At 62.6% G+C, this 12179-nt stretch carries 14 protein-coding genes; 12 read left to right on the forward strand and 2 right to left on the reverse strand.

Annotated features, from left to right (window positions below; all coding sequences use genetic code 11):
• Nucleotides 1-6: 6 nt before the first annotated feature.
• The 5 genes from ctaD to ACI48I_RS10100 are packed head-to-tail and all read left to right on the forward strand — an operon-like array spanning nucleotide 7 to nucleotide 3407.
• On the forward strand, nucleotides 7-1611 hold the full coding sequence (gene ctaD / locus ACI48I_RS10080) for a cytochrome c oxidase subunit I (RefSeq protein WP_193687036.1): 1605 nt from the start codon (nucleotides 7-9) through the stop codon (nucleotides 1609-1611).
• On the forward strand, nucleotides 1611-1727 hold the full coding sequence (locus ACI48I_RS10085) for a cytochrome oxidase small assembly protein (RefSeq protein WP_227496579.1): 117 nt from the start codon (nucleotides 1611-1613) through the stop codon (nucleotides 1725-1727). Before ctaD ends, ACI48I_RS10085 begins: the two co-directional genes overlap by 1 nt.
• Before the next feature lies 1 nt (nucleotide 1728).
• Nucleotides 1729-2283, forward strand: a complete 555-nt coding sequence (locus ACI48I_RS10090; protein WP_227496578.1) for a cytochrome c oxidase assembly protein — start codon at nucleotides 1729-1731, stop codon at nucleotides 2281-2283.
• Nucleotides 2284-2496, forward strand: a complete 213-nt coding sequence (locus tag ACI48I_RS10095; RefSeq protein ID WP_193687035.1) for a DUF2970 domain-containing protein — start codon at nucleotides 2284-2286, stop codon at nucleotides 2494-2496.
• Between the two features lie 53 nt (nucleotides 2497-2549).
• Nucleotides 2550-3407, forward strand: a complete 858-nt coding sequence (locus ACI48I_RS10100; RefSeq protein WP_498574091.1) for a cytochrome c oxidase subunit 3 — start codon at nucleotides 2550-2552, stop codon at nucleotides 3405-3407.
• A 63-nt stretch (nucleotides 3408-3470) separates the two neighbouring features.
• Here the strand turns inward: ACI48I_RS10100 and ACI48I_RS10105 are convergent, their stop codons facing one another.
• Complete coding sequence (locus ACI48I_RS10105; protein ID WP_193687033.1) at nucleotides 3471-3671, reverse strand: twin transmembrane helix small protein; 201 nt, start codon at nucleotides 3669-3671, stop codon at nucleotides 3471-3473.
• A gap of 35 nt (nucleotides 3672-3706) precedes the next feature.
• Here ACI48I_RS10105 and ACI48I_RS10110 point away from each other — a divergent pair, with 35 nt between their 5' ends.
• The 7 genes from ACI48I_RS10110 to ACI48I_RS10140 all read left to right on the forward strand — a co-directional run bounded on the left by ACI48I_RS10110 (nucleotide 3707) and on the right by ACI48I_RS10140 (nucleotide 10759).
• Nucleotides 3707-4510, forward strand: coding sequence for an SURF1 family protein (locus ACI48I_RS10110; protein ID WP_193687032.1), 804 nt, complete (start codon nucleotides 3707-3709; stop codon nucleotides 4508-4510).
• Nucleotides 4503-5102, forward strand: coding sequence for an SCO family protein (locus tag ACI48I_RS10115; protein ID WP_498574092.1), 600 nt, complete (start codon nucleotides 4503-4505; stop codon nucleotides 5100-5102). Before ACI48I_RS10110 ends, ACI48I_RS10115 begins: the two co-directional genes overlap by 8 nt.
• Before the next feature lie 6 nt (nucleotides 5103-5108).
• A complete protein-coding gene (locus ACI48I_RS10120) occupies nucleotides 5109-6257 on the forward strand; it encodes a COX15/CtaA family protein (RefSeq protein WP_498574093.1) in 1149 nt (382 codons plus the stop codon).
• Entirely contained in the window at nucleotides 6254-7144 is an 891-nt protein-coding gene (gene cyoE, locus ACI48I_RS10125) for a heme o synthase (protein WP_193687029.1), read from the forward strand. The genes ACI48I_RS10120 and cyoE overlap by 4 nt, the downstream gene beginning before the upstream one ends.
• Nucleotides 7145-7159: 15 nt before the next feature.
• On the forward strand, nucleotides 7160-7762 hold the full coding sequence (locus ACI48I_RS10130) for an SCO family protein (protein ID WP_498574094.1): 603 nt from the start codon (nucleotides 7160-7162) through the stop codon (nucleotides 7760-7762).
• 146 nt (nucleotides 7763-7908) lie between these two features.
• On the forward strand, nucleotides 7909-8982 hold the full coding sequence (locus tag ACI48I_RS10135; RefSeq protein WP_498574095.1) for an AI-2E family transporter: 1074 nt from the start codon (nucleotides 7909-7911) through the stop codon (nucleotides 8980-8982).
• A gap of 115 nt (nucleotides 8983-9097) precedes the next feature.
• Nucleotides 9098-10759, forward strand: a complete 1662-nt coding sequence (locus tag ACI48I_RS10140; RefSeq protein ID WP_498574096.1) for a sialidase family protein — start codon at nucleotides 9098-9100, stop codon at nucleotides 10757-10759.
• Between the two features lie 186 nt (nucleotides 10760-10945).
• Here the strand turns inward: ACI48I_RS10140 and ACI48I_RS10145 are convergent, their stop codons facing one another.
• Complete coding sequence (locus ACI48I_RS10145; RefSeq protein WP_498574097.1) at nucleotides 10946-11776, reverse strand: hypothetical protein; 831 nt, start codon at nucleotides 11774-11776, stop codon at nucleotides 10946-10948.
• Nucleotides 11777-12179 lie beyond the last annotated feature (403 nt).

Genomic DNA, 12179 nt, shown 5'->3' on the forward strand with positions numbered 1-12179 from the left:
ACTGACATGACTACCAGCACTCTCGATCACGCGCACGACGACCATCACGGCCACGACCACGCGCATCACGACATGCCGACCGGCGCCCGCCGCTGGCTGTTCGCCACCAACCACAAGGACATCGGCACCCTGTACCTGTGGTTCGCCTTCACCATGCTGCTCTCGGGCGGCGTGCTGGCGCTGATGATCCGCACCGAGCTGTTCCAGCCCGGCCTGCAGTTCTTCCGTCCCGAGTTCTTCAACCAGCTGACCACCATGCACGGCATCGTGATGGTGTTCGGCGCGATCATGCCGGCCTTCGTCGGCTTCGCCAACTGGATGATCCCGCTGCAGGTGGGAGCGTCCGACATGGCCTTCGCGCGCATGAACAACTTCTCGTTCTGGCTGCTGCCGCCGGCCGCGTTCCTGCTGGCCGCGTCCTTCTTCGTGCCGGGCGGCGCCACCGCCGCCGGCTGGACCCTGTATGCGCCGCTGTCGACCCAGATGGGCCCGGGCATGGACATGGCGATCTTCGCCCTGCACATCATGGGTGCTTCGTCGATCATGGGTTCGATTAACATCATCGTCACCATCCTGAACATGCGCGCGCCCGGCATGACCCTGATGAAGATGCCGATGTTCTGCTGGACCTGGCTGATCACCGCCTTCCTGCTGATCGCCGTGATGCCGGTGCTGGCAGGCGCCATCACCATGACCCTGACCGACCGCCACTTCGGCACGTCGTTCTTCAATGCCGCCGGCGGCGGCGATCCGGTCATGTACCAGCACATCTTCTGGTTCTTCGGCCACCCCGAGGTCTACATCATGATCCTGCCGGCCTTCGGCATCGTCTCGCAGATCATCCCGGCCTTTGCCCGCAAGCCGCTGTTCGGCTACGCCTCGATGGTCTACGCGACCGCCTCGATCGCCGTGCTGTCCTTCATCGTCTGGGCCCACCACATGTTCACCACCGGCATGCCGGTGACCTCGCAGCTGTTCTTCATGTACGCCACCATGCTGATCGCGGTGCCGACCGGCGTGAAGGTGTTCAACTGGGTCGCCACCATGTGGAAGGGCTCGATGACCTTCGAGACGCCGATGCTGTTCGCGGTCGGCTTCCTGTTCGTGTTCACGATGGGCGGCTTCACCGGCCTGATCCTGGCCGTGACGCCGATCGACATCCAGGTGCAGGACACTTATTATGTGGTGGCCCACTTCCACTACGTGCTGGTGGCCGGCTCGCTGTTCGCGCTGTTCGCCGGTTTCTACTACTGGGCGCCGAAGTGGACCGGCCACATGTATCCGGAAGGCCGCGGCAAGGCGCACTTCTGGCTGTCGCTGATCACGTTTAACATCACCTTCTTCCCGATGCACTTCCTGGGCCTGGCCGGCATGCCGCGCCGCTATGCCGACTACGCGGTGCAGTTCACCGACTTCAACATGATCGTCTCGGTCGGCGCCTTCGGCTTCGGCCTGTCGCAGGTCTACTTCCTGCTGTTCGTGGTGCTGCCGACGATCAAGGGCGGTCCGAAAGCGGAAGCCAAACCATGGGAAGGCGCGGAAGGCCTGGAGTGGACCGTGCCGAGCCCGGCGCCGTTCCACACCTTCGAGAACCCGCCGCTGGTGAAGTGATGAATCAGCCGACGAAGCCGAACGCCAAGGCGAGGAACGTTCGAACCGCTTTGGTGCTGGCCCTGGTTGCCGCGTTCTTCTTCGCGGCCGTCATCCTCAAGCGCCTGTGGATGTGACGTGAGCTACACGCCTATCGAACGCCTGCGCCTGAACCGCTCCACCTTCGGCAAGCTGGTGGTGGTGGCGGTGGCGATGTTCGGCTTCGGCTATGCGCTGGTGCCGGTCTACCGCCAGGTCTGCGAGGTACTCGGCATCAATGTGCTGACCCAGAAGGACGGTACGGTCGAGCGCCCGGCGAACACCCAGGTCGACACCACGCGCACGATCACGGTGGAACTCGATGGCAACTCGCAGGGGCCGTGGCGCTTCCGTCCGACCACGCGCAGCATCGAGGTGCATCCGGGCGAATTGGCGACCGTGGTCTACGAAGTGGTGAATACCCAGGCGCGCGCCGTGAAAGCGCAGGCGATCCCGAGTTACGCGCCACAGTCGGCGACGCCGCATTTCAAGAAGGTCGAGTGCTTCTGCTTCCGCGAGCAGCTCATGCAGCCGAACGAAGCGCGCCAGATGCCGGTGGTATTCTTCATCGACCCGAAGCTGCCGAAGGAAGTCAAAACGATCACGCTGTCGTACACCTTCTTCGAGGTGTCCGGCGCGGTGGCGGCGAAATAGATGGAACAGAACGAACAGCCGCGCCGCAAGGCTTCGTTCGCGGCCTCGATGAAGGCCGTGTTCTGGTCCTTCTTCGGAGTGCGCAAGCGGCGCGATTACGAGGATGACGCGGTGAACCTGAATCCGGTTCACGTGATCGTGGCGGCGTTGCTGGGTGTCGCGATATTTATCGGCGTGCTGTTGTTGTTGGTGAAGCTAGCGGTTGCACAATAATAGTTTTAAGCATTTCAATTCAACGCATTAGAACAACGTTCCAGGAGATGAAGATGAGTGTGTCAAAGACCGCGCCGCATTATTTCGTGCCGGGCCCCTCCATGTGGCCGATGGCCGGCGGCTTCTCGATGCTGGTGACCATGCTCGGCGCGTCCGGCTGGGTCAACGGCGCCTCCTGGGGACCTGGCGTCTGCCTGGCCGGCATCGTATCGATGCTGGTGGTGCTGTATTTCTGGTTCGGCGACGCCATCCAGGAGTCGGAAACCGGCCAGTACAGCCAGCGCATCGATTCTTCCTTCCGCTGGTCGATGAGCTGGTTCATCTTCTCCGAGGTCATGTTCTTCGCCGCCTTCTTCGGCGCGCTGTTCTACGCCCGCGCGATCTCGATGCCCTGGCTGGCCGATCTCGACCACAAGGTGCTGTGGCCCGACTTCGCTGCCCAGTGGGGCAATACCGGCCCGGCCGGTACGGTCGAAGCCTTCAATACGATGGGCCCGTTCCCGATCCCGACCATCAACACCGCTCTGCTGCTGACCTCGGGCGTGACGCTGACCATCGCCCACCACGCGCTGCGCGAGGGGCATCGCCGCAATACGGCCGTGTTCCTGTTCTTCACGATCCTGCTGGGCGCGATCTTCATGGGCTTCCAGGCCTACGAATACATCCACGCCTACCATGAGCTGAACCTGAAGCTGACCTCGGGCATCTATGGCTCCACCTTCTTCATGCTGACCGGCTTCCACGGCTTCCACGTGACCATGGGCGCGATCATGCTGTCGGTGGTGCTCTACCGTGTGCTGAAGGGGCATTTCACGGCGGATCACCACTTCGGTTTCGAAGGCGCGGCCTGGTACTGGCACTTCGTCGACGTCGTATGGCTGGGCCTGTACGTCGTGGTCTACTGGTTGTAATCAGTACTCAGGTTGGAATAGCAAGGGACAGCCAGCTGGCTGTCCTTTGTCGCATCTGAGGGTTCAGCGGATGCCGGTCGGGTGGATCCAGCCCATCTTGTAGGATGCGAGCACGATCAGGAACAGCGTGATCGACAGGCCGACCCGCATCGCCAGCGCCTGCACCGTGCGGTTGCTGCGGCCCTTGTCCTTCATCAGGAAGAACAGCGCCGAGCCGAGGCTGGCGATGATCAGGATGAAGGCGATGGCGATGAAGGTTTTCATGGTCGGGCCGCTGTGTGGAGTAAAGGTCAATTGTAATGCGTTTGGCATTTCGTTTTAGGGTCATTCCGTTCCTTGCCACGGTGGTGCTGGTGGTGCTGGGAATTGTGTTGGGGAACTGGCAGACGAGGCGGGCGGAGGAGAAGCTGGGGATTGCGGCGCGGCTTGCCGAGCGTGGTGCGCAGGCGCCGGTGGTCTACGGTAGCGGTGGTGGTGTGGATGGGCACGAACGCGTGGGCGGTGCCCACCCTACGGTACGCAAGGAGGCGGCGATGTCGGGGAGCGCAGTCGGCACGCATGTGTCCCCGGATATCGAGTATCGGCGGGTGCGGGTTACCGGCGAGTGGGTGCCGGGCTGGCCGCTGTTCCTGGATAACCGGCCGCTGAATGGGCGGGCCGGATTCGTTCTGGCGATGCCGTTTAAAATAGCGGGCTCGAACAAACATGTACTGGTGCTGCGCGGGTGGTTGCCGCGTGATGCGGGCGACTATGCGAGGCTGCCGGGCTTTCAAACGCCGGCCGGCACCGTGACCATCGAGGGCATCGCCACGCTGAGCGCGGGGCACGTCATGCAGCTCGGCGGCGCAGCTGACATCAAGCCGGGCGTGCGGGTGCAGAACGTCGACGTCGACACCGTGGCGAAGGCCAGCGGCCTGGCGCTGATGCCCTTCTTCGTCCAGCAGACAGGGCAGGGCGAAGGCCTGGTGCGCGCGTGGCCGGCCCCGGACACGGGCGTCGACAAACACCGCGGCTACGCCTTCCAGTGGTATGCATTGGCGGCCATGGCTGCCTTATTTTTCGTGATTACAGGGTTTCGAAGTGGAAGAAAACACGTTGTCTGAACAAGCGTTAAAAAAGGCCCGTCGCGATGGGCGCCTGAAATTGTTCGTCCTCCTGTTCGTCTGCGCGGCGCCGATCATCGCCTCGTATGTGACGTATTACATCATCAAGCCGAGCGGGCGCACGAATTACGGCGCCTTCATCGACCAGCGTTCGCATCCGATGCCGAAGCTCGCCAGCACGACGCTCGACGGCCGCCCGGAGTCGCTCGAGAACTACGCCGGCAAGTGGATCATGGTGAAAGTCGGCGGCGGCGCCTGCGACGAAGCCTGCAGCAAGCAGCTGTTCGCCATGCGCCAGCTGCGCACCATGCAGGGCAAGAACATGGACCGCGTGGAACGGGTCTGGCTGATTACCGATAAAGAACCGGTCGACACCATGCTGATCCGCATGTACGACGACATGCACATGCTGCGCGTATCGCCCGAACAGCTGGCGAAATGGCTGCCGGTGGAAGCGGGTACGAAGTTGGAAGACCACATCTTCCTGATCGACCCGCGCAGCAACCTCATGATGCGCTTCCCGAAAGACCCGGACCCGCGCAAGGTGAACAAGGATCTGGCCAAACTGCTCAAAGCCTCGGCGATCGGATAAGCAGGCATGCATCCGTCCACCCTCCTGCAACTAGCCCTGATGGGCCTGTTCGTGGCCAGCATTCCCCTGACCATGGTCTGGCTCTCCGCCGACGCCAACAAATACCGCAAGCTGGTCTGGGTGATGGCGTTTTTGACCTTCGACCTGATCGTGTTCGGCGGTTTTACGCGGCTGACCGACTCGGGCCTCGGCTGCCCTGACTGGCCTGGCTGCTACGGCGCCGCGAATCCCTTCATCGCGCATGAGCAGATCGCCGCGGCCGAGGCGCTGATGCCGACCGGGCCGGTGACCAAAGTAAAAGCCTGGATCGAAATGATCCACCGCTACCTGGCGATGGGCATCGGCGTATTGATCATGGCCCTGATGTTCCAGTCGGTCCGCCAGTGGCGCAAGACCCATCAACAGGCCTTTGCCCCGGCGCTGCCGGTGGCGCTGTTCCTGTTCGTCTGCGTGCAGGGCGCCTTCGGGGCCTGGACCGTGACCCTGAAACTGCAGCCGGTGATCGTCACCATCCACCTGCTGCTGGGCATGGGCTTATTGGCGATGCTGGTCTGGCTGGGCGGGCGCGAAGACTACCTGCTGCATCCGCCGGCCCCGAGCCGGGACCTGGCCGGCCTGCGCGCCTTGCGCACGCTCGCGCTGCTGGCCGCGGTCGTCGTGGTGCTGCAGATCGCGCTCGGCGGGTGGGTGAGCACTAACTATGCGACCCTGGCCTGCGACGAATTCCCGCTCTGCGATGGCAAATTCATACCGGAGATGGACTTCGAACACGGCTTTACCCTGTGGCGCGAACTGGGCAAGACGGCGGCCGGCCACTACCTGCAGTTCTCGGCCCTGGTGGCGATCCACTGGGTGCACCGGAATTTCGCGATGATCGTCGCGCTGGTGCTGGGCCTGGCTGCCTGGCGCGCCGCGCGCCAGCCCGCGCTGCGCAACACGGCGAAACTCATCGCAGCGGTACTGCTGGCGCAGCTGTTCACGGGCATCGCGACGGTCTTCTTCGACTTCCCGCTGGCCATTGCCGTGTTGCATAACGCCGGGGCTGCTCTCCTCGTCCTGCTGGTGACCATGTTAAACTACAAGGTCAAGCACCTGCTCGACGTGTCGCAGCGCACCCCCGCGAATGCAGACCTTCCTGCGAACTCGTATCGATGACCACCCAGACCGCCCTCCAATCGACCAGCCGCATCTCCCAGTACTGGCAGCTGACCAAGCCCCGGGTAACCCAGCTTGCCGTCTTCTGCGCCATCATCGGCATGTTCCTGGCCACCGACGGCTTTCCCGGCTGGCGCGTGCTGGTGGCCGGTACGATCGGCATCTGGCTGCTGGCCGGTGCGGCCTTTGCCGTCAACTGCCTGATCGAAGCCGAGATCGATTCGCGCATGGCGAGAACGGCCCGCCGCGCCACCGCGCGCGGCGAACTGACGCGCAACCAGACGCTCGTCTTCTCCGCCGTCATCGGCGGCCTCGGCATGTGGGTGCTGTACGCCTTCGTCAATCCGCTGACGATGTGGCTGACCTTCGTGACTTTCGTCGGCTATGCCGTCGTCTACACGATCTACCTGAAACCGGCGACGCCGCAGAACATCGTCATCGGCGGCCTGTCGGGCGCGATGCCGCCGGCCCTCGGCTGGGCGGCGGTCGCCAACGAGGTGCCGATGCAGGCCTGGCTGCTGGTGTTGATCATTTTCGTCTGGACCCCGCCGCATTTCTGGGCGCTGGCCATGTACCGGCGCGACGATTACGCGCGCTCGGGCCTGCCGATGCTGCCGATCACCCACGGCATGGACTACACCGGACAGCAGGTCTGGCTGTATTCGCTGGCCCTCAGCGCGACCACCTTGCTGCCCTTTGCCGTGCGCATGAGCGGCCTGATCTACCTCGTCGCGGCGATCGTCCTGAATGCGCTGTTCCTGCGCCACAGCTGGCGCGTGCACAAGCACTACAGCGACCAGACCGCGCGCAAGGCTTTTGCATACTCGATCCTCTACCTGTCGCTGCTGTTCGCGGCGCTGCTGGTCGACCATTATTTTCGCTTTTGATTTGCAGGTTCAGACATGAAACGACTGCTCACCGCCGGGATGATCGCACTGGCCTTGCTCACCGCCGGTTGCGACAGGCTCGCATTGGATAAGCTGACATCCAAGCCGGTGGCCTTCCAGAACACCGATCTCACCGGCCTCGATTACGCGAAAGGCTTTTCGCTGACCGACCACACCGGCAAGCCGCGCACCCTGGCCGACTTCAAGGGCAAGCTCGTGGTGCTGTTCTTCGGCTACACCCAGTGCCCGGACGTCTGCCCGACCACGATGGCCGAGATGGCCGCCGTGATGAAGGAGCTGGGTCCGGCCGCCGACGAGGTGCAGGTGCTGTTCGTCACCCTCGACCCGGAACGCGATACCCAGGAGCTGCTCGCTTCCTACGTGCCCGCCTTCGACAAGCGTTTCATTGGCCTGCGCGGCACGCCCGAGCAGACGGCGGCCACCGCCAAGGAATTCAAGGTCTTCGTGTCGAAGGTGCCGGGCAAGGAGCCGGGCAGCTATACGGTCGACCACACGGCCGGCAGCTATGTGTTCGACAAGGAAGGGCGCGTGCGCTTGTTCCTGCGCCATGGCCAGGGACCCGCCCCAATCGTCCACGACTTACGACAGCTGCTATGATCTCGTGAGGGAAGCCCGATAAACCTACTGCGCGTCGTAGGTTCGGTCTGCGATGCTCGCTGTACAGTCGTACAGCTGCGCTTCTCGGCCAAACCTCCTTCCGCTCGCTACGGTTTCTCGGGCTCCCGATACTTTAACGAGGATTCATGGAACAACGTATTGGCAGAAACTACACCCGTATCGCAACCGTTGTCCTGCTGACGCTGGGCTGCCTGTTCGTTCTCAAACCCTTCCTGCCCGCGATCCTGTTCGCGGCCGCCGTCGTCATCTCTTCCTGGCCCCTGTACCTGCGCCTGCTGCGCGCGATGCGCGGGCGGCGCACGCTGGCGGCGCTGACGATGACGCTCTCGCTGACCTTGCTGGTCATCATCCCGCTCGCCATCGTCGCCTACAACCTGGCCGACGACGTCGCGACCACCTTCGGCCAGCTGCGCGACAGCATCGAGCACGGCGCCCTGGTGCCGCCCGGCTGGGTGCGCGAATTACCCTTCATCGGCGATACCCTCGACATTTACCTGCGCCAGCTGGTGGCCAGCCGCGACCAGATGCTGGCCCTGGCACAGCGCATGGTCGAGCCGGCCCGTCACTACCTGATGGCGGGCGGCCTGCTGCTCGGCACCGGCGTTCTGCAGATGAGCCTGGCCGCCTTTGTCAGCTTCTTCCTGTACCGCGACGGCCACGCGCTGATCGCGGTGACGGCGAGCATGATGGCGAAAGTGATGGGGGAGGGCGCGCAATCGGTGTCCGATATCATCAGCCAGACCACGCGCGGCGTCATGTACGGCCTGCTCGGCACCGCGCTGGCGCAGGCCCTGTTGGCCGCGATCGGCTTTTCGATTGCCGGCGTACCTGCCGTGCCGCTGCTGTCGGTGCTGGTGTTCGTCACCTCGCTCGTGCCCTTCGGCCCGCCGCTGATCTGGGGCGGCGCGTCGATCTGGCTGTTCGGCCAGGGCCTGACGGGCTGGGGCATCTTCATGGTGATCTGGGGCACGGTCCTGATCAGCGGCGTCGACAACGTGGTGCGGCCGATGCTGATCAGCCGCGGGACCAGTTTGCCGTTCCTGTTGACCTTATTGGGCGTGCTGGGCGGGGTGATCGCCTTCGGCTTCGTCGGGATGTTCATCGGGCCGGTGCTGCTGGCCGTCGGCTACTCGCTGATGAGCGAGTGGACGGGGACGCGCGACCCGATCGTCAAGCAGAAGGGGGAGCAGGAGGCCTGAGTGCCACTGTTGAGACCAGTTCACCCTCGACCAACGGGAACCGTGGCGCCTGCTTCCTGATGTGCAGCTAAAGCGTTTATATTGAGACATCCTCTTTCCTTTCCCTATAGAATCGATGTTGCGTTTCTTTTACAAACGATTCCTTGGGATGGATATGTCAAGACTGATTCGTAACAACTACAGGCGGCTAAGCGGCGCGGCAGTACTCATCCTGGCTTGTGCATTGAGCGCTTGCGTGTCGCCGCCGGTGACGTCCGAGACGCGCGCCGAGACATCGCCGAAAACCCTGCAGTTGGCGAACGGCGAGGGCCTGCTGGCGATCAAAATCGCCATCAACCGCCCACAAGTCAGTCCGCTCTTCCGCAAGTTCACGACGCTGGCTGTTTGGAACGAAGGCCTGCAAAAGGAATTTGAACTGAAGGACTTTGCGGACCCGGGCGCAATGCACGCCTTCTTTGTCGGCAGCCTTCCACCAGGCTCCTACACTGTGCGCGCGATCAGGAGCGAGGTAAGCAATCCCATGATCGAAGCGTGGTTCCGTACTAACGCCAAAGAGAAATTCCCTAAGTTTACTGTGGCTGCAGGACGCCTCACCGATCTCGGTAATATTGCCTACATCCGGGCGCACTACCCCGCCACGTCCCTCTACTATCACTTGGGCCAGGTGTATGCGCCGCATGACCGCCAGGCCGAACTGCGCCAGCTCAGCACCACGCTGGCGGCTATCGTCGAGGCGCAACCGGCGCTCGGCTGGGAACCGGGCGAGCGTCTTGAGGCGCTGCAGGCGCGCTACGAGGACCTGCGCTCGGTCAGCATGCTGGTGCATTCGCCCAAGCGCCTCGATGACGGTACGCTGCTGTTTGGAGAGGCCTTCGGCCACATCGCCGTGCGCAGCCCTGACGGCAACTGGAGCGCCATCCCGACGCCGACCGCCTTGCCGCTCCGATCCGTCCATGCGCTAAGCGACGGTACGCTGTTCGCCGGCTCGGACGACGCTATCCTGTTCACCAGGCCCGCCGGACAGGCAGACTGGCGAGCGCTCGCCCTGCCGCTGGACGACGCCAGCGTGATCGACATCGGCACCCTGCCGGGTTCAGACCAATTGCTCGTCATCCTGCAGACGCGCGACCGTTTCATCGGCCTGTCGACAAACCCGGCGGCGCCCGGACAATGGACCGAACAGTTCTCGCAACCACGCCAGCTCTTCCGCGCGTCCGCCGGCGACGCGCGCGGCTTCGTGCTGCGCGCAGGTGGCAATCTTGTTCTTGTTAGCGGCAGCAATATTGCGCAACAGAAAACAATCCGTTACGACAGCCAGACCCGTAACTGGGCGGTGGCCACGCTGGAGACCGACGGTCTGCCGGAATGCTGGGCCATGCTGCCCGACGGCAGGATCGCGCGTTTTCAGCAGGTGAACCTGTCGCGCGACAGGTTCTTCGAGCTGTCCGGCGACGGCGGCATGCATTGGGAACGGCGCGCGGAGCTGCACCTCAGCTGGGGATCGCTGCTCTTCGTCTCGAACGACATCGGTTATGTCGCGCGCGCAAACGGACCGCCGCAGTATGAATACCCCGAAAGCGCCAAGGGCGGCGAGTCCGTCTGGCGCACCGACGACGCCGGCCGTACCTGGCGCGAAATGGGCGCTGCGCCTGCGTTCCCGCGGCGCCTGGTGCAGCTCGGCGGAATGGACCATATCGGCTTCGTCAGCGACGACGGCCGTTTCTATAGCTCGACCGACGGCGGCAAGCACTGGGTTCTCGAACGAAGAGTGCCCTGAGCGAGGATGGATCAGGTCGCGCCTTCCGGAGCCTCGAATCACGGCGGGAGCGGATCTGATAATTGGACGGGGCCTGTCCTGGTTCGGTTAGATTGTCGAGTCCGTGTCCGAATGGCAGACCTGAGCCGCTGCCTTGACCCCGTACTATCTGCGCCGGCCTCGCCGTAAGGATGCCTTCTCGACTCCTCAATCGAAGAGTGATAAGTCTGACGACTCCGGTTTCCAATCCGGATTTGTATGGCGCATGTTTCTCACAAAGAGTTCGTACCGGGCTACGCGCTCGGCCTCCTCTTTTTCTGCTGCAGTCGCTGCTACGGTTTCGCTTCGAGAGGAGGATGGGCAGATTGTGTTTTGCGCTACCCTTCGTGAGAACAGATTTGCGTCGCCATCTGGCACATAGTAGATATCGCTACGACGCAAAACGAACCGGTTCTTGTCTTCGATCGTGGTGGTCACGACTACTTCGGTTCTCGTGGCCCGTGGAAGGTAGCCCGCCGCCAGGTCAACAGCGCCGCTCGCTGCGATCCCCAGCAATCCTTCTGCATCCCTGCTGAGATCGGAAAGCGCAATGCTTCGCCCTACAAACACGCCGGCCGCCAGGGCAGTCAACAGGCCGGGACGATATTGCGGCGCTTCTGAGTGGATAATGACGCGCGCCTGATACCTTACCTTTAGATCGGGTTCTACGATCATTCCTGTCCCACCAAGCTCGCACGCGCTTACCTGTATTCCGCGGTCCACCATCTGGTTGATCAGAAAGTCGTTAAAAACCGCATCAAAGGTCGTGTTGCGGGACGTAGGAATCACGCGCACTGGCCGGCCCTGCAATCCCTTGGTGGCGGTCAAGGTCGTCACTGCATGGTTCACCACATCCTGGGCGATGATGTCCCAGTGATGCGCCGTCCTGGCGACCTGCTGGTATGACACCGGAAAGTTTTCGGCAACCGGAACAGGAGATCTGCATCCGACAACGCATAAAGCAAAAAAGCTAGCCACACCAACTTTTCGAGCGTCCATTGCGTCATCCTTCCGAGGTTTTATCTGTGCGAATGGATCGATCGTAGCGGTTAAGTATTTTTACCGTAAGTTACAAACGTCCCTTCATGACTAGTACTTTTGCACCAGGAAGGTCAGACGACAACGAACTGGCGACGCCAGGACTGAATTGCGACAATTGGTGAGTTTTTGATAACGCCTACTCCGTATAATCCTTTGGCTTGAGGGCGCGAACGTGCCTGGTCAACTCAGGAAGAAGCAAATGGCTCTGAAGGCATGCGTCGAGTGCGGGTATCTCACCAGTTTCGTAACAACATGCCCTCAGTGCGGCCGGCGCCCGCATGTATTTGTGGGTCTGCGAACGGCCGGGATAGCCGCTGCGGCCCTGACAGCTTGCTTGGCGGTCCACTATTTCGCCAAGGCT

The sequence above is a fragment of the Massilia sp. LXY-5 genome (genome assembly GCF_059801075.1).

What these genes read in the sequence shown, in the direction of transcription:
- ctaD (WP_193687036.1), top strand. Translation starts at nt 7, where the DNA reads ATGACTACCAGCACTCTCGATCACGCGCACGACGACCATCACGGCCAC.
- ACI48I_RS10145 (WP_498574097.1), bottom strand. Translation starts at nt 11,776, where the DNA reads ATGGACGCTCGAAAAGTTGGTGTGGCTAGCTTTTTTGCTTTATGCGTT.
- ACI48I_RS10110 (WP_193687032.1), top strand. Translation starts at nt 3,707, where the DNA reads ATGCGTTTGGCATTTCGTTTTAGGGTCATTCCGTTCCTTGCCACGGTG.
- cyoE (WP_193687029.1), top strand. Translation starts at nt 6,254, where the DNA reads ATGACCACCCAGACCGCCCTCCAATCGACCAGCCGCATCTCCCAGTAC.
- ACI48I_RS10095 (WP_193687035.1), top strand. Translation starts at nt 2,284, where the DNA reads ATGGAACAGAACGAACAGCCGCGCCGCAAGGCTTCGTTCGCGGCCTCG.
- ACI48I_RS10140 (WP_498574096.1), top strand. Translation starts at nt 9,098, where the DNA reads ATGTTGCGTTTCTTTTACAAACGATTCCTTGGGATGGATATGTCAAGA.
- ACI48I_RS10135 (WP_498574095.1), top strand. Translation starts at nt 7,909, where the DNA reads ATGGAACAACGTATTGGCAGAAACTACACCCGTATCGCAACCGTTGTC.
- ACI48I_RS10100 (WP_498574091.1), top strand. Translation starts at nt 2,550, where the DNA reads ATGAGTGTGTCAAAGACCGCGCCGCATTATTTCGTGCCGGGCCCCTCC.
- ACI48I_RS10105 (WP_193687033.1), bottom strand. Translation starts at nt 3,671, where the DNA reads ATGAAAACCTTCATCGCCATCGCCTTCATCCTGATCATCGCCAGCCTC.
- ACI48I_RS10085 (WP_227496579.1), top strand. Translation starts at nt 1,611, where the DNA reads ATGAATCAGCCGACGAAGCCGAACGCCAAGGCGAGGAACGTTCGAACC.
- ACI48I_RS10120 (WP_498574093.1), top strand. Translation starts at nt 5,109, where the DNA reads ATGCATCCGTCCACCCTCCTGCAACTAGCCCTGATGGGCCTGTTCGTG.
- ACI48I_RS10130 (WP_498574094.1), top strand. Translation starts at nt 7,160, where the DNA reads ATGAAACGACTGCTCACCGCCGGGATGATCGCACTGGCCTTGCTCACC.